Annotated in this window: 13 protein-coding genes, 1 tRNA gene and 1 other RNA gene; 6 read left to right on the top strand and 9 right to left on the bottom strand. The window is 57.8% G+C overall.

What is annotated here, in order from left to right:
• Positions 1 to 6: 6 nt before the first annotated feature.
• Positions 7 to 1,461 carry a heavy metal sensor histidine kinase gene (locus tag WFL93_RS11835; RefSeq protein ID WP_336778202.1) on the bottom strand — a complete coding sequence of 485 codons (1,455 nt, stop codon included), beginning with the start codon at positions 1,459 to 1,461 and terminating at the stop codon, positions 7 to 9.
• Positions 1,454 to 2,143, bottom strand: coding sequence for a heavy metal response regulator transcription factor (locus tag WFL93_RS11830; protein WP_049852031.1), 690 nt, complete (start codon positions 2,141 to 2,143; stop codon positions 1,454 to 1,456). The genes WFL93_RS11835 and WFL93_RS11830 overlap by 8 nt, the downstream gene beginning before the upstream one ends.
• A gap of 224 nt (positions 2,144 to 2,367) precedes the next feature.
• Between WFL93_RS11830 and WFL93_RS11825 the strand changes: the two genes are divergently transcribed.
• Entirely contained in the window at positions 2,368 to 3,411 is a 1,044-nt protein-coding gene (locus WFL93_RS11825) for an alpha/beta hydrolase (RefSeq protein WP_336778201.1), read from the top strand.
• Here the strand turns inward: WFL93_RS11825 and WFL93_RS11820 are convergent.
• The 6 genes from WFL93_RS11820 to WFL93_RS11795 form a co-directional block, all read right to left on the bottom strand.
• Complete coding sequence (locus tag WFL93_RS11820; RefSeq protein WP_336778200.1) at positions 3,408 to 4,619, bottom strand: multidrug effflux MFS transporter; 1,212 nt, start codon at positions 4,617 to 4,619, stop codon at positions 3,408 to 3,410. The two genes, WFL93_RS11825 and WFL93_RS11820, sit on opposite strands and share 4 nt — an antisense overlap.
• 397 nt (positions 4,620 to 5,016) lie before the next feature.
• Positions 5,017 to 6,396 carry an NtaA/DmoA family FMN-dependent monooxygenase gene (locus WFL93_RS11815; RefSeq protein ID WP_049852027.1) on the bottom strand — a complete coding sequence of 460 codons (1,380 nt, stop codon included), beginning with the start codon at positions 6,394 to 6,396 and terminating at the stop codon, positions 5,017 to 5,019.
• A gap of 19 nt (positions 6,397 to 6,415) precedes the next feature.
• Positions 6,416 to 8,038 (bottom strand): ABC transporter ATP-binding protein, encoded by a 1,623-nt coding sequence (locus tag WFL93_RS11810; RefSeq protein WP_336778199.1) that lies wholly within the window; start codon positions 8,036 to 8,038, stop codon positions 6,416 to 6,418.
• Positions 8,038 to 8,895 (bottom strand): ABC transporter permease, encoded by an 858-nt coding sequence (locus WFL93_RS11805; RefSeq protein WP_336778198.1) that lies wholly within the window; start codon positions 8,893 to 8,895, stop codon positions 8,038 to 8,040. Before WFL93_RS11805 ends, WFL93_RS11810 begins: the two co-directional genes overlap by 1 nt.
• Positions 8,892 to 9,911 carry an ABC transporter permease gene (locus WFL93_RS11800; RefSeq protein ID WP_336778197.1) on the bottom strand — a complete coding sequence of 340 codons (1,020 nt, stop codon included), beginning with the start codon at positions 9,909 to 9,911 and terminating at the stop codon, positions 8,892 to 8,894. Before WFL93_RS11800 ends, WFL93_RS11805 begins: the two co-directional genes overlap by 4 nt.
• Positions 9,908 to 11,521: an ABC transporter substrate-binding protein gene (locus WFL93_RS11795; RefSeq protein ID WP_336778196.1), complete on the bottom strand. Its 1,614-nt coding sequence runs from the start codon at positions 11,519 to 11,521 to the stop codon at positions 9,908 to 9,910. Before WFL93_RS11795 ends, WFL93_RS11800 begins: the two co-directional genes overlap by 4 nt.
• 304 nt (positions 11,522 to 11,825) lie before the next feature.
• On the opposite strand from WFL93_RS11795, the gene WFL93_RS11790 reads away from it, so the two are divergent.
• The 3 genes from WFL93_RS11790 (at position 11,826) to gap (ending at position 15,263) form a co-directional block, all read left to right on the top strand.
• Positions 11,826 to 13,061, top strand: coding sequence for an acyl-CoA dehydrogenase family protein (locus WFL93_RS11790; protein WP_336778195.1), 1,236 nt, complete (start codon positions 11,826 to 11,828; stop codon positions 13,059 to 13,061).
• A gap of 132 nt (positions 13,062 to 13,193) precedes the next feature.
• Positions 13,194 to 14,174 carry a GlxA family transcriptional regulator gene (locus WFL93_RS11785; RefSeq protein ID WP_336778194.1) on the top strand — a complete coding sequence of 327 codons (981 nt, stop codon included), beginning with the start codon at positions 13,194 to 13,196 and terminating at the stop codon, positions 14,172 to 14,174.
• Between the two features lie 78 nt (positions 14,175 to 14,252).
• On the top strand, positions 14,253 to 15,263 hold the full coding sequence (gene gap, locus WFL93_RS11780; RefSeq protein WP_336778193.1) for a type I glyceraldehyde-3-phosphate dehydrogenase: 1,011 nt from the start codon (positions 14,253 to 14,255) through the stop codon (positions 15,261 to 15,263).
• Between the two features lie 117 nt (positions 15,264 to 15,380).
• Here the strand turns inward: gap and phoA are convergent, their stop codons facing one another.
• Positions 15,381 to 16,787 (bottom strand): alkaline phosphatase, encoded by a 1,407-nt coding sequence (phoA, locus tag WFL93_RS11775; protein WP_336778192.1) that lies wholly within the window; start codon positions 16,785 to 16,787, stop codon positions 15,381 to 15,383.
• Between the two features lie 244 nt (positions 16,788 to 17,031).
• Between phoA and WFL93_RS11770 the strand changes: the two genes are divergently transcribed.
• A tRNA-Ser gene (locus WFL93_RS11770) sits at positions 17,032 to 17,119 on the top strand.
• A gap of 45 nt (positions 17,120 to 17,164) precedes the next feature.
• A non-coding RNA gene (locus WFL93_RS11765) (RtT sRNA) lies at positions 17,165 to 17,292 on the top strand.
• Positions 17,293 to 17,531 lie beyond the last annotated feature (239 nt).

Below are 17,531 nucleotides of genomic sequence, written 5' to 3'. Positions count from 1 at the left end.
ATGTCGTCATGCTGACGGGTTGCTGACAATGCTGTCAGTTTTGATCGCTGCGACATCGCGAGCGGCAGCTGACAGCGGCTTACGCTCAGGCGTTAAGGCAAAGGTCAGCCCAAAGGTATTCATTCCACCTTCACTGCGCGCGAACACATCACCGCGATGCATGATGGCGACCGCGCGCACAATCGATAACCCCAGCCCGTGATGGGTGGTACTTTTGGCGCGCGCAGAGTCAACCCGATAAAAACGTTCAAACAGTCGATGCAGATGTTCGGGCGCGATGGCGGCGCCGGGATTGGTGACCGCAACCACCGCCTGACCGGCGTTTTCACTGAAGTTAACGCTAATGGTGCTGTGCGGTGCCGCATGTCGCGCACTGTTCTCCAGCAGGTTCGCCAGCGAACGGTGGAATAAGCGGCGGTCGATATGCACCCAAACATCGCCTTCGATCTGCAATTTCAACTGTTTTTCGGCGAAGGAGGGTTCAACATATTCGGCGGTTTTCACTGTCTCTGCGCGCAGGGAAACGCGCGTCAGCTGTGAAGCATGTTCCCCGGCATGCGCATGCGACAGGAATAGCATGTCGTTGACGATAGAGGTCATGCGTTCCAGCTCTTCGAGGTTGGAGCCAAGTAGATCCTCTAGCTCTGCCGGCGAGCGTCGGCGCGCTAGCCCAAGCTGCGTCTGACCAATCAAATTGGTGAGCGGCGTGCGCAATTCATGTGCGACATCAGCATTGAAACTCTCCAGCTGTCGCCAGGCAATCGCCTGCCGCTCTAGCACACCATTAAAGGCGGCAGCCAGCGGCTGCAGCTCATCCGGTAACCTGTCGGTATCCAGTCGCTGCGTATGATCGCCCGGTGCCAGCTGATGCGCCTGCTGGCTCAGTGCACCAACCGGACGCAAACCAATACGGGATACGGCATAGCCCAGTAGCGCCACGATAAATACGCCGATGGACGAAACGATCAGCAAGGTACGCGTGAAAGCATCAAGCGTACCCATGTAAGGCGTTGAGTCGATGGCCACCACGTAGCGCAACGCGGGTCGCTCACCGCGAGCCGCAAGGGTTTTGACCAGCAGAAACAGTGAGCAGGCGTCATCCGTTGCGCCGGGCACTTTATTAAACCCTTCCCGCAAGGAAGCCCAATCCACGCCCAACGGCGGCGCGCCGCCGAGGCTAAAACGCGCATCATCGCTCAAAATCCAGTAACGCACGCGTTCGCCTTCGGCGCTGGTTAAATCGGTAAATTTTCGGGCCAACGTCGCCCAGCCATCGTCTGAGGTGCGCGCCGTGATCCACGGACTCATTAAGGATTCACGAAACAGCAGTTCGTTATGCATCTGCTTTTGCAATGAGTCATGCAGTGAAGCGCGCAGCAGCAAGCCGATGGTCAACACGATCAGCACAATACTCAGCACGAACATCAGTGCGAGACGTACGGAAATGGAACGTTTAATCATGGTGAGGCTCCCGCACTTCCAGCACGTAACCCATGCCGCGCACGGTGTGCAGCAGCTTAATAGTAAAAGGTGCATCAATTTTGGCGCGTAACCGCTTAATGGCCACCTCCACCACGTTGGCATCGCTGTCGAAATTCATGTCCCACACCTGCTCGGCGATCATCATTTTCGACAATATTTCCCCCTGATGCCGCGCCAGCAGGCTAAGCAGCGCGAACTCTTTTGCCGTCAGCTCAAGCCGATTGCCGTGGCGAAAAACCCGCCGCGCCAGCAGATCGAGATGCAGGTCATGGATTTGCAGTTGCGTGATGTCGGCGCCATCGCTGCTGCGACGGCGCACCAGCGCCTGAATGCGCGCCACCAGCTCAATCAGCGAAAAGGGTTTGGGCAGATAATCATCCGCCCCCAGCCGCAGCCCTTTTACCCGCTCATCCACCGAGCCGCGCGCCGAGAGCATCAGCACCGGCGTCTGTTTGCTGCTACGAATCCCTTCAAGCACGCGGTAACCGTCGATGCCCGGCAGCATCACATCAAGAATCACCGCGTCATAATCGAACTCCAGCGCAAAGTGCAGGCCTTCTGCGCCGTCGGCTGAGACATCAACGGTAAAACCCGATTCACCCAACGCCCGGCTCAGGTAAGTGGAGGTCTTCTCTTCGTCTTCAACCAACAATATGCGCATCGCGGGGGCTTCCTTATGTAAACCTTTGAACGGTATTTTGCCGGCAGCTTACCAACAGTAACCTGACAATTTGCTGACAACGCTGTCAGCCAACGCACCGGTGAAACTGACAGGGTTGTTATCTTCTGGTCATGATGCTGACAGCCTGGGCGCCTTAAGCTCACCCGACGATATCACTCTCGCGAGCCCACTTTGCAGGCCGCGACTTTTCTCCGGGAGCGAAGATGAAACTCACTGCTATCCATGCCCTGCTGATCGCGGCAATGTCCGTAAGTGCACAGGCCGCTAACGACCCACAGAACCCTTTCACCCTGGTTTATCACGGCGCCATCACGCAAAACATGGCGGGCAAGGTCAACATCCATCCGGTGAAGTATGATCTGCACGGGCTGCAAATCGCTGCCAACGTCTATACACCCGCCAATTACGACCCGGCGAAACACTATCCGGCCATCGTGGTCGCTCATCCTAACGGCGGTGTGAAAGAGCAAGTTGCCGGCCTCTACGCGCAGCGTCTTGCCGAGCACGGCTACATCACCATCACCGCCGATGCCGCCTATCAAGGTGCCAGTGGCGGCATGCCGCGCAGCGTAGATAAACCGGCTAACCGTATCGAAGATATTCACGGCATGGCGGATTACCTGAGTCGCTATCCCGGCGTGGATGCGAAACGCATCGGTTTACTGGGTATCTGCGGTGGCGGCGGCTATGCCCTCAAAGCCGCGCAGACCGATAAACGTTTTAAAGCGTTGGCCACCCTGAGCATGTTTGATTCCGGCCAGGTGCGGCGTAACGGCTATCAGGATTCACAGCTCGCGACGATTCAGGATCGCCTGCGGGCAGCAACCGAGGCACGCAGCAAAGAAGCCACCACCGGTGAAGTCACCTACTCCGGCGATGCCAATCTGACAGATGAGCAGATCGCTAAACTGCCGTTCGATCTCTATCGCCAGGGCTACGAGTACTACTGGAAAACCCATGCACATCCGAATTCAACCTTCCGCTACACCACCAGCAGCCTGCTGGAATTGATGCGCTTTGACGCTCAAAGCAACATGGACCTGATTAATCAGCCGTTGCTGATGATGGCGGGCAGCAAAGCTGATTCGCTGTACATGACACAAAGTGCGTTTAGCAAAGCCACCGGCACCACCAACAAAAAGCTGTATCTGATTGAAGGCGCAACGCACATCGAGACGTATTGGGTACCGCGTTATGTCGATCAGGCGATGGGCCAACTCGATCCGTTCTTCGACCAAAACATTTAACCGAGAGATTTTACCGTGGCGGCGCTGAGCGCCATCACCGCGCTTGCCACGGTAAACAGTGCGATAATCCACGCCATGGTCCAGGGCGTGCCATCGCTGAGTAGCGCCAGCAGCAACGACGAGATAATGCCGCTGCCGTATTGCAGCGAGCCGATGAGCGCTGAGGCGGAACCCGCCATATTGGGCACGGTATCCATGGCGGCGGCCGTGGAAGTTGCCGCGATAATGCCGTTCATCGAGAAGAACACAAACACCGGCAGAATAATCATCAGGATGCCGCCGAAGTCCAGTTTGGCGCTCAGCGCCAAAATTAACGCAGCGAGGGTGGCGGTGGTCACCGCCATTTTGAGCAGGGATTCCAGCGGATAGCGGTGCACCAAACGCCGGTTCACCATGCTTACCGCCATTAACCCCACCACATTCAGCGCGAACAGCCAGCCATAATGCTGCGCATCAATGCCGAAATAGGTGATGTAGACAAACGGCGAACCGGTAATAAAGGCGTAAGCCGCCACGTAGTAGAACGCCACGCACAGCGTAAAGCGCATGAAATGGCGGTTTTTCAGCAGGGCAAGATAGTTGCTAAATGCCCCGGTGAGCGACGCCTTTACCCGCTTGTCCGCCGGTAAGGTTTCGGGCAACCAGCACATCAGTATCAACATGACGCAGCCTATGGCCGCCAGCAGCCAAAAAATCGTGTGCCACGAGGTGACTTTGATCATCTGCCCGCCCAGCAGCGGCCCGGCAATCGGTGCAATCGCCATCACCACCATCAACGTGGAGAGCATCTGCGCAGCGCGGGTGCGGGCAAAGAGATCGCGGATCATCGCGCGTGCCAGCATCGGCCCGGTACAGGCACCCAGCGCCTGAAACACCCGCCAGAACACAATCTGCGTAATGTCGCTGGAGAGCGCACAGCCGACAGAACCCATCACAAACAGCACCAATCCGATAAACAGCGGCACTTTGCGGCCAAAATGATCGCTGAGCGGTCCCCAGATGAGCTGGGCAATACAGAAGCCGATGAGAAATCCGGTAATGGTCAGCTCGGCGTCGCCGTGCAGCTCTTGCGCCATCAGCGGCATGGCGGGCAGATAGATATCCGTGGATAACGAGGTGATCGCCATCAACGCACTGAGAATGAGGATAAAGGGCAAACCGCTTGATTTGACGGTGAAGGATTGCGAACGCGTTGAAGCGTGATCCATGTTGAATTCCAGAGAGATCGAATTCGCCCATAGTAGCGGATGGGATAGTGAAGATAATGGCCTGAAAGAGGATTGGCTCTATGAGTAGGATTCATTAATTAGCGGTCGCCATAAATGGATAGTGCTGCTGTCCCCCTCCTCGGTCCGTGCTGGCTGTCCCCCATCCCGGCCTTCCCCCACAGGTGGGGGAAGGAGACGCAGCCACGTGCAGCTACAGAACTCACATATAGCAGCATCTTACTCCCCCACAACTGGGGGAAGGAGACGCTGCGACATGCAGCTTCAGAACTAACATATAACAGCATCTTCCTCCCCCACTTGTGGGGGAGGACCGAGGAGGGGGACAGCCCGCACGGACGGGAGGGGATAGCCAGCACATTTTGACTAAAGCCGCCACTCAACCCAACGTCAACTTCCTTTGCGGATGCGACGCGGGCAGCCGGCTCTCTTTGCCGAAAATCTTCTCGCGCAGCGTGCCTGGCTTATACGCCGTCTGCGCCAGACCGCGCTTCTGCAGCACCGGCACCACATGCTCGACCCACTCATCCCACCAGCCGAGCGTGGTAACGGGCACCACGTTAAAGCCATCAACACCGGCGTCCGCAAATTGCTGCACGCGATCGGCAATCTGCTCGGGCGTACCGGCAAAACGGCCCGGCAACAACGCGTGCTGGATCAGGTATTCACGCCACGTCAGTACGCGGCCCTGGCCGTAATCTGCATCTACCGCGATACGGAATTTCGAGCGCATATGCTGGCTGAACGCCTCGCGACGGCTGAGCTCAGTCAGCGGCGTGTCGGGATCGATATTGGCCAGATCGATGCCGGAACCGCCGCTGTAGAACCCTTGCAGCGCGTTGATATCGATGTTGTCGAACAGATATTGCTGCTTGCGCTTCGCCTCCTCCTCGGTGGATCCGATTACGGTTGACAGCATCACCAGCTTTTTCAAATCTTCCGGTTGGCGACCGTAATCCACCACATCCTGATTCAGGATGGCGATATCTTTGCGCGCGGTATCCGGCGTTTGTGACGGCAGGAAAGTGACTTCGGCATTGCGTGCGGCAAAGCGTCGTCCAGCGTCGGAGTTGCCGGCCTGGAAGAACACCGGGCTGCGCTGCGGCGACGGCTCAACAATATGCGGCCCCTCCACGCGATAGCGCTTACCGACGTGGTTAATTTTGTGAATCTTATCGGCATCGAAAAAGCGATTAGTGGCGGGATCGTGCAGCACCGCGCCCTCTTCCCACGACAGCTCCCACAGTTTGTACGCCACATCCAGATACTCTTGCGCCCACTCGTAGCGCTCGTCGTGCGGCACAATGTCTTGATAGCCGTAGTTGCGAAAGCCGTTGGAGAGATACGAAGTGACGATATTCCAGCCAATGCGCCCGCGGGTAAACTCATCCAGCGAGGAGATCTGGCGCGCAAACGAGAACGGATGCGCCTGAATCACGTTGCTGGTCACCACCAGTCCCAGGTTCTCCGTGGCCAGACCCAGCGCCGAGAGGATGGTGATTGGATCGGGTTCGGGGAACTGCGTGCCAGCGCTGATGGTGGTTTTGCCATCGCCATACTCGATGTCATACACCCCCACCACATCGGCAATGAACAAGGTATCAAACAGCCCTTTCTCCAGGGTTTTCACCGTCTTCACGTAGGCATCAAGCTGGTTGTACCCGTACTGCACCTGGCCTTCCGGCGTGCGCCAGTAGCCGTGGCTGTGGTGATTGGGCGTGAGGTGCAAAAATCCGTTATAAATCAGTTCGCGTGACATGTTCGCTCCAGTAGCAAAGTTAGGCGATTTCGCGCGCGGCCAGACGTGGCAGCGAGGCAAGTAACTTCTGGGTATAGGGATGACGCGGGCGATAGAACACCTCATCGGCGGCGCCCTGCTCGACGGCCAGGCCGTTTTGCATCACCAGCACGCGATCGCTCATGTGATGAATGACGCCGAGGTCGTGCGAGATAAACAGATAGCTGACGCCAAGCTGCGCCTGCAGATCGCTAAGCAGATCAAGAATCTGCGCCTGAATGGTGACGTCCAGCGCCGAGACCGCCTCATCCAGCACGATGACCTGCGGATGGGTGGCGATGGCGCGGGCAATCGCCACGCGCTGACGCTGGCCGCCCGACATGCGCGCCGGCCATTGGTTAAGATGTTCCGCGCCGAGTCCAACCGATTGCAGCAGGCTGATGGCGCGCTCATGCGGGGTGTGCGTTGCCGGATGCTGATCTAAGGCAATCGCGTCCAGCAGGATGTCGGCTACCCGCCAGCGCGGGTCGAAAGATGACAGCGGATCCTGATACACCACGGCAATCTGGCGGCGAATCGCACGCTGAGCGGCGGCGGACGCGTGGCTCCACGGCTGGCCGGCAAACCGCACCTCGCCGCTGTCCGGCGTTTCCAGCGCCAGTGCTATGCGTGACAAGGTGGTTTTGCCAGAACCCGATTCACCCACAATGCCCAGCGTTTCGCCGCGTCGCAGCGTAAACGAAACATCGGCTACCGCGCTGTGCCCGCGAAAACGCTTCACGATATGGCGCGCTTCCAGCAGCACCTCCGCCGATTTCGCCACCGCTGGCGCCGGTGCGCCGGGGACGCTGCCGGAAAGGCGCTGCCCTTTGGTGTGCTCGCTGGGAATGGCGTTGATCAAACCCTGGGTATACGGATGTTGCGGCTGTTGTAGCACCTGCTGCGCGGCGCCCGCTTCCACAATCGCACCGCCCTGCATCACCAGAATCCGATCGGCAATTTTTGCCACCACCGCCAGATCGTGACTGATCAGAATCACGCTGGTGCCGCGATCCAGCATCTGCCGCAGCACCTCCAGCACCTGCGCTTGCACCGTCACATCCAGTGCGGTGGTCGGTTCATCGGCGATCAGGACCTGCGGATGCAACGCAATCGCCGAAGCGATCAGCGCGCGTTGGCGCAGGCCGCCAGACAACTCGCCCGGTCGCTGGCTGGCGCGATACGCCGCCTGCGGCACGCCGACCTCTTCCAGCAGCGCGTGCACTTTCTGCTGACGGCTGACGGCGTTACCCCAGCCGTGCAGCGCCAGCGCTTCGGCAATCTCTTTACCCACCGGTCGCAGCGGATCGAGTGACACCAGCGCATCCTGCAAAATAAAACCGACTTTGCTGCCGCGCACGCGTCGCCACCAGCCGTCGCTGCGCCCAAGCAGCGTCTCACCATTGAGGTTCATCGTGTCGGCCTGCACCTGCAGCTGATCGCCCGCTAATCCCACCAGGGCGCGCGCCGTGACGCTTTTTCCTGAACCTGATTCACCGACCAGCGCCAGACATTGGCCCCGTTGCAGCGCAAAGCTAACGTTCTTCACAATATGGCGCGGCGCGCTGTTCTCAGCGCGCGCCCAGATATTCAGATCACGGACTTCAATCACGTTATGGCTCATCAGCGCTTCTCTCCTTCAGCTCGCTGCTGGATGTAGCGGCCAATTTGCGTAAACGACAGCGCCACCAGCACAATCGCAATGCCCGGCAACACTTCCAGCCACCACGCCACGGTGACGTTAATTTTTCCGGCTTCGAGCAGCGCGCCCCACTCCGGCGACGGCGGCACCACGCCTAAACCGAGAAACGACAAGCCGGATGCCCACACCACCGATTGTCCGATGCCCAGTGCCACCAGCGAGAACAGCGGTCGGAACACGTTGGGCGCGATGTGCTGAAGAAACAGCCGATGCCACGGATGACCAAGCGCACGCGCCGCTTCGACGTAGCCGGATTGCTTCACCTGCAGCGCCTGCGCCCGCACTAAACGCGCATAGCCCGGCGCGGTGCCAATGCCCACCGAGATCAGCAAACTGCTGGCGGATGGCCCCAGCAAGGCGACAAATAGCAGCGCCAGCAGCAGGGTGGGAAACGCCAGCAAAATCTCCAGCAGGCGATTCACCGGCTCGGCCAGCCAGCGCGGACCGAGCGCGGCGCTGAAGCCCAACAGAATGGCGCCGAACAGCGCGATGGCCATGGCGCCGATACCAATCAGCAACGACTGGCGCGTGCCCCAGATAATGCGGCTATACAGATCGCGGCCAATATCATCGGTGCCGAGCCAATTGGCCCACGAAGGCGCTTGCAGCGCACGATAGAGATCGGTGGCGAACGGATCGTGCGTCGCCAACACGCCGGGCACCGCCGCCGCGAGAATAAAGAACAGCGCCACAACGGCGGAAAGCAGCACCGAAAGCGGCAGTTGCCAGCGGGCGCGTTGTGTCTGCGCGCCAGCATATGCAGTGAGATGAGTCGTCATACACGACCTCGCAGACGGGGATCGACGATCAGGTAAATCAGGTCAACCACCAGGTTAATCACGATGTAGAGGAAACTGATAAGAATCACGATGCCGGAGACCAGCGCGAAGTCCTTATTACTAACCGCATTGACCAGCACGTTGCCGAGTCCCGGGCGGGCAAACACCGCTTCTACCAGCACCGCACCCGACAGCAGGTTGCCAATCGCCCAGCCGCTTAAGGTGATGGCGGGAATCAGCGCGTGGCGCAACACGTGACGCCATCGCACGCCCGCCAGGCTCATGCCGCGCGCCCGCGCCGACAGCACAAACGGTTGCTGCATGCTGCGCTCAAACTCGTCGCGAATCGCGTGACCAAGAAAGCCCGCCAATGGAATCGCCAGCGTGATCGCCGGAAGCACCGTACCCAGCAGGCTGGTGCCGCCCACCACCGGGAACCAGCGTAACCCGATGGCGAAGACAATCAGCAGCAGGATGCCAATCCAGTACTGCGGCAATCCGGCCATGATGGTTTCCAGCGCCGAGCCAAACGCCGCCAGACGACGATGGCGCCCGGCGGTAAGCAGCGTCCACGGAATGGCGATCATCCATGCCAGCAGCAGCGCGGCTATCGCCAGCGTAAAGGTCGGCAGCAGCTGCTCGGCGATGATGTGCACCACCGGGCGCTGCAACTCGAATGAGAAACCAAAATCGGCGTGCAGCAGCTGCCAGAAATAGTGCAGATACTGCTCAGCGATCGGCTTATCGAAACCGTACTGCGCGTTGATGGGCGCCAGCTCCGCCGGGGTGCGTTCAATCACCTGCCCGGAGGTGATATTCAGCAGGATGGTGGCGCGATCGCCCGGTAGCACCGACAGCACCAAAAAGGTCACGGTGATAGTGCCCCACAATACAAACAGCGCCGAGGCGATGCGCACGCTTACGCTGCGCAACAGTGTCACGCTGCGGCTGCGCGCTGCGGCCCGATCCTCAACCCGGCTAGCGCTGCTCTGCGGCGCGGACGTTAATTCACTCATGGCTTCTCCTGCACGAAGTACGCATCGTTAAAGTTCAGCAATCCGTTGCCCTGATCCTGCCAAAGCCCGCGGATGTTATGGGCGATGGCGACGTTGTAGGTGAAGTTGTAGCCGCCGATGGCAATCGCCTGATCGTCAAACCACTTTTGCAGCACGTCGAACTTCTGCTGGCGCAGCTGGGGATTGGGCTCGCGCTGTGCATCAAGGATTTGCGCTTCCACCTCGGGATTGTTGAAAAAGCTGGTGTTGTTGCCGTTGAACGCGCCGTTCAGCGCATGGTTGTAGACGATGTCGAGGATATTGGGCGATGGCCACACCCAGTAGCCAAAGCTGATTTCCTTATCCGCCGGACGCGAACGCGCACCGGCAAAACCTTCGGTTTGCGTCAGCGGAAGCAGATCCAGCTTGATGCCGACGCGCTTGACCTGATCCTGCACCGCCTGCAGCATCAGCGCGCCCTCCTGGTCGATAATCGCCTGGATAAATGGCAAACGGGCATCCAGCGTTTGACCGTCTTTGGTGCGATAACCGGCGGCATCGCGCCCGGTCCAGCCCGCTTGATCCAGCAGCTGATTGGCTTTGGCAATGTTCAGCGAGTAGCGATCGTCAACATTCAGATAGAGCGGCGTGCTTTTACTCAGCGAGCCGTTGCCCTCATACGGCACCGCGCCTTTAAATACGGTTTTGACGATCTGCTTGCGGTCCAGCGCGTAGGCAAATGCCTGGCGCACGCGCCGATCGGTGAACGGACCGCGCTGCACATTAAAGGAGAAGGCCTGCGGCCGCCCGGTGGCGACATACGACAGCGTTTGATATTGGCGCTGCAGTGCCTGCCACTGCGCCGACGGCGGCTGATAGATGACATCCGCACCGCCGCTGACTAGCGCGCCCCAGCGCGTGGTGGCATCCGGCACAAATTTCCACTCCAGATGTTTGATATAGGCCGGGCCGTTGTGGTGCGCATTCGGCGGCGCCCAGCGATAATCATCGTTGCGCACAAAGCTGATACCCTCGCCGCGTACCCAGCGCGCCACTTTCCAGGGGCCGGTGCCCACCGGGCGTAAACACTTCTGTTCGCTGCTGTTATGCGCCAGCGAATCCGGCGATTGAAAACCATAATGACCATTTGCCAGAACATTATATATTTCCGGATTGGGCTCAGATAAATGCAGCGCCACGGTATAATCATCGACTTTGGTAAATCCGGTCATATAAGTGAATCCGTGCCAGCCAATTCCTTTTTGCCACGCTGGATAATTAGCTATCACCGCATCGGCATTAAATATATCGCCATCGGTAAATTTCACGTCATGACGTAAATGAAAAGTAATGGTTTTACGATCGGCGGATTCACTCCAGCTGGAAGCCAGCCACGGCCGAATTTGTCCGTTGTCATAACTGACTAAATAATCAAATACCTGACGCGACAAATACGCTTGTTGCACCCATCCGCCCCACAAGCAAGGCGGCTCCTGCTCGTGCAGATAGACTAATGTACCGTCGCTGCTGGTCGGTGCCGAGGTCGCGGCGCTGGCGTTATGCAGCAGCGCCGCACCGCTGAGTGCCGCCATTATTGGAATGATTAATCGCTGAATGGGCTTTGAGATCATTTTGCTACCGTTTCCCTAATGCAAGCCAATCATCTATTTCCCCCGCGGACCTATTCCGCGTGAAATGATATTATCTGGAAATTTAATGGGTATTTTTTGGAATAGCGTTTGAATAGAGCACAGATAATCAGCGCGGCAAATAACAATATCGGCAGTGAATATGCGAAAGCGGATTTATTGTTCCACATAGTGAAATAGCGTTTTGATAGCTAGCCAGTGAAATAGCTTAGTGAGAAAAAGCATTATTTAGCGCCCGACGGCGATGACATAGTGAAGGCAAATTTCTTTGCTGGAGAGCCGCGTCATGTCGCAAATCGAATCAGGTTGGGGGGCGGGTCCGTCATCCCGTTATGAACAGCTGGCGGAGCGCTTCCGTCCGCTGTTTGAGAAAATCCGTGCAGGCGCGATTGAGCGTGAACTGCAGCGTCAACTGCCGCTGGAGCAGATCGCCTGGCTAAAGCAGAGTGGCTTCACCGCGCTGCGGGTGCCGGAGAGCGCCGGTGGACTTGGCGCCACGCTGCCGGAACTGTTTAATCTGCTGATAGAACTCGGCGAGGCGGATTCCAATCTGGTGCAGTCGATTCGCGGTCATCTCGGCTTTGTCGAAAATGTGCTGAACAGCGCCAGCGGCAGCTATCGGGAGACGTGGCTGACACGACTGGGACGTGGCGAAATTGTCGGCCCGGCGTGGAGCGAAACCGGCGATGCGCGCCAGTCTGAATTCTCTACGCGCATCGAGCGCCACGACGACCGCTGGCAGCTAAACGGCCGGAAATTTTACACCACCGGTTCGCTGTATGCGGACTGGATCGACGTTGGCATCACCGATGAAAATGGCAAAGGCGTGTCGGTAACCGTTGCGCGCAACGCGCCTGGCGTGACGGTGCTGGATGACTGGAATGGCTTTGGCCAGACGCTGACCGCCAGCGGCACGGCGATTTTCGACAAGGTGGCCATCGGCGCCGATGACCTCAACGAAGAGGTGCATTTCCGCTATTCACCGGCGTTCTACCAGCTGATCCATCTGGCAACGCTGGCCGGCATTGGCCGCGCGCAAAGCGGCGAAGTGGCGCTGCAGGTGGCTGCGCGCACGCGCACTTACAGTAACGGTAATGCGCCGCGCGCCGCTCAGGATGCGCAGGTTTTACAGGTGGTTGGACGCCTGCGCGGTGCGGCCTACAGCAGCGGCGCGATAGTGCTGCACGCCGCCAGCGCGGTGCAACGCGCGTTTGATGCGCACTTGAGCGGCGATCAGGAACAGGAAAACCAGGCGGTGGCGATTGCCGAGCTGGAAGTCTCGCAGTCGCTCAATGTGGTGAGCGATCTGCTGCTTAATGCCAGCTCGACGCTGTTCGATGCGTTAGGCGCATCCGCGACGCTGAAACCGCTGGCACTGGATCGCTTCTGGCGCAATGCACGTACCCTTTCGTCACACAATCCACGTATTTACAAAGATCGCATCGTCGGGGATTTTGCGGTGAATGGCACTCTACCGCCGGAGCAGTGGCGGATTGGTGTGGCGGATAATTCCGCTGTCTAATCGATATTGATAACCTCATCATCCCGTAGCGGCGCAATTTATTGCGCAATAAATTGCGCCGCTACAGATTGTGCAAAAGATTGACTTCATGCGACACTTTGGCTTATTCCGTTAAAGTGTCTTTTTTACGCCATGAAAACTTTTCTGATTATTGTGCCCGACGGCGGCATGCTGTTCGAAGCGGCGGGCATCGCCGATATTCTGATGCGCGCCAATCAGCATTTACCGGCGGGCGTCGATCAACCACGCTATCGCGTTAGCCTCGCCACCACCCAATCGCATCAGGTGATCCACGGTCAATCCGGCCTCAACCTGTTAGCCGACCTAAAACTGGCGGACGTTGATCCGCGCACCGCCTGGGACACCATTATGATCACTGGACGCGGCGACAGCGCTGAAGAGGGCAATATGGTGGTCGATTTCATTAAGCTGGCGGCACCGCAGGCGCGCCGCGTGGTTTCGGTGTGCGGCGGCGCGATGCTGCTAGCCGAAGCGGGCCTGCTGGAGGGTCGCCGCGCCACCACGCACTGGCGCCTGCTCGATACCCTGCAAGCGCGTTTTCCGCAGATCCAGGTGGAGGGCGGTCCGCTGTATATTCAGGATGGTCCGATCTGGACCTCCGGCGGCGTCAGCTCCGGCTTTGACCTGACGCTGGCGCTGGTGGAAGCAGATTTCGGCTTCAGCGTAGCGCGCAATATTGCGCAGGACATGGTGATGTATCTGCGCCGTCCCGGCGGGCAGATGCAGTTCAGCCGCTTCCATCTGCAAACGCCGAGCGGCATTGGCCCAATCAGTGAACTGCAACGCTGGATCCGCGCCAACCTCGCCGAAGATCTGGCGGTGGAGAAGCTGGCCGAGCGCGTCGCCATGAGTCCGCGTAATTTCACCCGCGTTTTTACCCGCGAAACCGGCGCACCGCCCGCGCGCTATGTGGCGGAAGCGCGCCTCGCCGCCGCGCGTGAGTGTTTAGAACAAACTCATGACACGCTGGAACGCATCGCGCTGGCGACCGGCTTTGGCAGCAGCATCAATCTACGTCGCTGCTTTGAACGTCAGCTGCATCTCACGCCAGGCGAATATCGCCAGCGCTTTCACTGCAAAAAGTTGGCGTAAAGTGATCGTTATTTGGCGTTTACGCCAACGCGCCATCGGCCTAGAGTGACTCCAGCATCTTCGGAAAAGGAGTCAATCATGACTAAGATCGGCATTAACGGCTTTGGCCGTATCGGACGTAACGTTTTTCGCGCAGCACTCGGCAGCGACGATATTGAAATCGTCGCCATTAACGATCTCACTGACAGCAAAACCCTCGCCCATCTGCTGAAACACGACTCGCTGCTCGGCCGCTTGCCCGCTGAAGTAGAAGCGGGTGAAGGCGAACTGCGTATTGATGGCAAATCTGTGCGCGTCTTCAGCGAGCGCGATCCGGCCAATATTCGCTGGCAGGATGTCGGCGTCGATATCGTGATTGAAGCCACCGGCTTCTTTACCGAGCGCGACAAAGCCGCCGTGCATATCACCAGCGGCGGCGCCAAACGCGTGATTATCTCCGCGCCCGGTAAAAATGACGACCTGACGATTGTGCTGGGCGTTAACGATCAACGCTACGATCCGCAGCAGCACTTTGTGGTGAGTAACGGCAGCTGTACCACTAACGGCCTGGCGCCGGCGGCGGCGGTGCTGCATCAGACATTTGGTATCGAGCACGGGTTAATGAACACCACCCATGCCTACACCAACAGCCAGGTGCTGCACGATCAGCCAGAGAAAGATCTGCGCGGTGCGCGGGCGGCGGCGCTGTCGATTGTGCCTTACTCCAGTGGTGCAGCGAAGGCGCTGGGACGGGTGATTCCTGAGCTGGATGGTCGTTTGACCGGCTATTCGCTGCGCGTGCCGGTGCCGGTGGTATCGATTGTCGATTTAACCGTGACGCTGAAACGCGATGTCACCGCAGAAGAGGTGAATAACGCCTTTAAAGCCGCGGCGGCGGAAGGGCCGTTGCAAGGGATTTTGGGCTACAGCGATGAACCGCTGGTTTCGAGCGATTATCAGGGCGATGCCCGTTCATCGATTATCGACGGACTCTCCACGCTGGTGATTGGCGGCAATCTGGTGAAAATCCTCGCCTGGTACGACAACGAATGGGGCTTCTCTAATCGTCTGGTGGATTTAGCGCGCCTGATGGCGAAACGTGGATTGTGATTTTAGGTTCGTCTTTCGCGCAGTCTATGCCAGCGAAAGCACACATTGTAGCGGCGCAATTTATTGCGCGATGAATCGCGCCGCTACGGAATGTGCGGTTATTGAATCGTTGAGCTGTTACTTAAGTCCCATTGCGTCCTTCAGGGTAAAGAACAGATCGGTCTGATCGGTTAATCCCACCACGTTCGCCGCATGCGGACCGTACGCCGCGATGCGCACCTGCGTTCCGGTGTGCTCCTGCGAATCCTCTTCTGAATTGCCGTAGCTGATGGTCATCACCGCGCCATCTTTGGTATTCACCGCTTGCGTCAGGCCCGGTGCTTTGGTGCCGTTTTCCACGATCTGGCTGCTGTGTGCATGATCGGCGGTCACTACCACCAGCGTATCGCCGTGTTCGCGCGCAAACGCCAGCGCTTCCTGCACCGCTTCATCCAGATCGACGGTTTCACCAATCTGACCGCACGGATTGGCCGCGTGATCCTGCTTATCAATCGATGCACCTTCCACCTGCAGGAAGAAACCTTTGTCATTGGTGCTCAGCAGATTGATGGCTTTTTTGGTCATCTGCGCCAGCGTCGGCACGGAAGCCGGACGATCTTTGTTCACCTCGCAGGTCACCACCGGTTTATCGATGTTGCCGTGATAGCTGGCCTTTGGTCCCTGCCAGCGTACCGGCATGTTGCCATCGGCGAACAGACCCAAAACCGGTTTGCTCTGATCGGCCTGTTGAATGGCATTCATGTCCTGCAGATTATCAATCCACTGATAGCCCAGCGCCTGCGCCTGTTCACGCAGGGTTTTGCCCTGATACTCGCCGGCTTTCGCGGTTTCGCTAAAGGATTTCGCACCGCCGCCCAGCGTGACATCTGGGCGGGTTTTCAGCATCTGTTCAGTAATCGATCCTTTACCGCCCTGCTCCAGCGCGTTGCCGGGGCACAGCTCGCTGGTTTTCTCCGGGCCGTAGCATTTGCGCGAGGTGACATGCGCCATTAACGCAGCTGGCGTGGCATCTTGCAGTTCAGCGGTCGAGACGTTGCCGGTGGCTTTACCGGCGGCTTTCGCCAACTCAAGAATCGTCACCTGATCTTTGCCATTAACATCGACGCCAATCGCACCGTTGTAGGATTTGGTGCCGGTAGCCCACGCGGTGGCCGACGCAGCTGAATCCGTCACGTAATTAGGCTTGTGGGTTTTCTTGTCCAGCGAGTAATGGGTGTATTGGCCGGTGAGCGGCAATGCATCCAGGCCGGGGAAGAAACCGCCAGCGCCGCGCGCCTGGTTGCGTGCCGCAGTGATTTCCGAATCGCCCATGCCGTCACCAATCAGCAAAATCACGTTTTTCGCGGTGCTATTGATTAATGAGGCTTTCAGCGCCTCGGTTTGATCGCCGGTAAGACGACGCGCCCCGCCGTGTTCGGTCACATCACCGGTGGCGGCGCGTGAATAATTGGACTCTTCTGCCATTGCTGACGTCGCGACCAGAGAAGCCAGCAGCGTAACCGTAAAGAGAGGTATGTGTTTCATTTATAAGCATCCTTATCCATAGATATAACCAAATGTTTCCGCAGACAAGTCTGCGACAATGCGGTGACATTTTTGTGACGGAAAAGGAATAGTTTGATGACAGAATCGACATTCTGAGCAGGGTAAAGGCAATCCGCTCAGAGCTTAAGCGGATAGAACAAAAGGAGAAAATAGCGCTTGACCCTTTTCAGCGATCTCCCTATAGTAGCGCCCCGTTGACCCAGCGCGGTTGGCAAAAAAATGTGGTGAGGTGTCCGAGTGGCTGAAGGAGCACGCCTGGAAAGTGTGTATACGGCAACGTATCGGGGGTTCGAATCCCCCTCTCACCGCCACATTCTAAAGAAGAGTCTGAACTCACGTTCAGACTTTTTTTTTGCATATTCTGCAGAGAGAGGGGGTGAGAAGCCCCGACGGGGTTCGACAACTGGCGCAGCCAGTTGGACAGCGGAGCCTGCGACGCTGCCCGCAGGGTGAGCGTAGCGAATCAATCCCCCTCTCACCGCCACATTCTAAAGAAGAGTCTGAACTTACGTTCAGACTTTTTTTTTGCCTATTCTCTTCAAAAACGTTGAAGCTGGGCGTACTTAAGCCATCCTTTTCAGCGAATTCTCTCCCTTATCAATCGTTAAAATTGAATCAGTTACACTCTTTCACAACGCCATGTCGTTTCAATCAGGCTGATTTGAACTCCATCACATTTTTGCAAAAACTGAGGACGATTTAAAAGTAATCGATTACTTTCTA

The organism is Pantoea sp. USHLN256, from assembly GCF_037149875.1.
GTDB lineage: Bacteria > Pseudomonadota > Gammaproteobacteria > Enterobacterales > Enterobacteriaceae > Pantoea > Pantoea nemavictus.
The sequence above is the reverse complement of the archived record's forward strand: the minus strand, read 5'-3'. Positions and strand labels throughout refer to the sequence as shown.

Excerpts from the sequence above, each read along its gene's own strand:
- WFL93_RS11785 (WP_336778194.1), top strand. The coding sequence starts at position 13,194 with ATGAAAACTTTTCTGATTATTGTGCCCGACGGCGGCATGCTGTTCGAA.
- WFL93_RS11800 (WP_336778197.1), bottom strand. The coding sequence starts at position 9,911 with ATGAGTGAATTAACGTCCGCGCCGCAGAGCAGCGCTAGCCGGGTTGAG.
- phoA (WP_336778192.1), bottom strand. The coding sequence starts at position 16,787 with ATGAAACACATACCTCTCTTTACGGTTACGCTGCTGGCTTCTCTGGTC.
- gap (WP_336778193.1), top strand. The coding sequence starts at position 14,253 with ATGACTAAGATCGGCATTAACGGCTTTGGCCGTATCGGACGTAACGTT.
- WFL93_RS11810 (WP_336778199.1), bottom strand. The coding sequence starts at position 8,038 with ATGAGCCATAACGTGATTGAAGTCCGTGATCTGAATATCTGGGCGCGC.
- WFL93_RS11795 (WP_336778196.1), bottom strand. The coding sequence starts at position 11,521 with ATGATCTCAAAGCCCATTCAGCGATTAATCATTCCAATAATGGCGGCA.
- WFL93_RS11805 (WP_336778198.1), bottom strand. The coding sequence starts at position 8,895 with ATGACGACTCATCTCACTGCATATGCTGGCGCGCAGACACAACGCGCC.
- WFL93_RS11830 (WP_049852031.1), bottom strand. The coding sequence starts at position 2,143 with ATGCGCATATTGTTGGTTGAAGACGAAGAGAAGACCTCCACTTACCTG.
- WFL93_RS11825 (WP_336778201.1), top strand. The coding sequence starts at position 2,368 with ATGAAACTCACTGCTATCCATGCCCTGCTGATCGCGGCAATGTCCGTA.
- WFL93_RS11815 (WP_049852027.1), bottom strand. The coding sequence starts at position 6,396 with ATGTCACGCGAACTGATTTATAACGGATTTTTGCACCTCACGCCCAAT.
- WFL93_RS11790 (WP_336778195.1), top strand. The coding sequence starts at position 11,826 with ATGTCGCAAATCGAATCAGGTTGGGGGGCGGGTCCGTCATCCCGTTAT.
- WFL93_RS11820 (WP_336778200.1), bottom strand. The coding sequence starts at position 4,619 with ATGGATCACGCTTCAACGCGTTCGCAATCCTTCACCGTCAAATCAAGC.
- WFL93_RS11835 (WP_336778202.1), bottom strand. The coding sequence starts at position 1,461 with ATGATTAAACGTTCCATTTCCGTACGTCTCGCACTGATGTTCGTGCTG.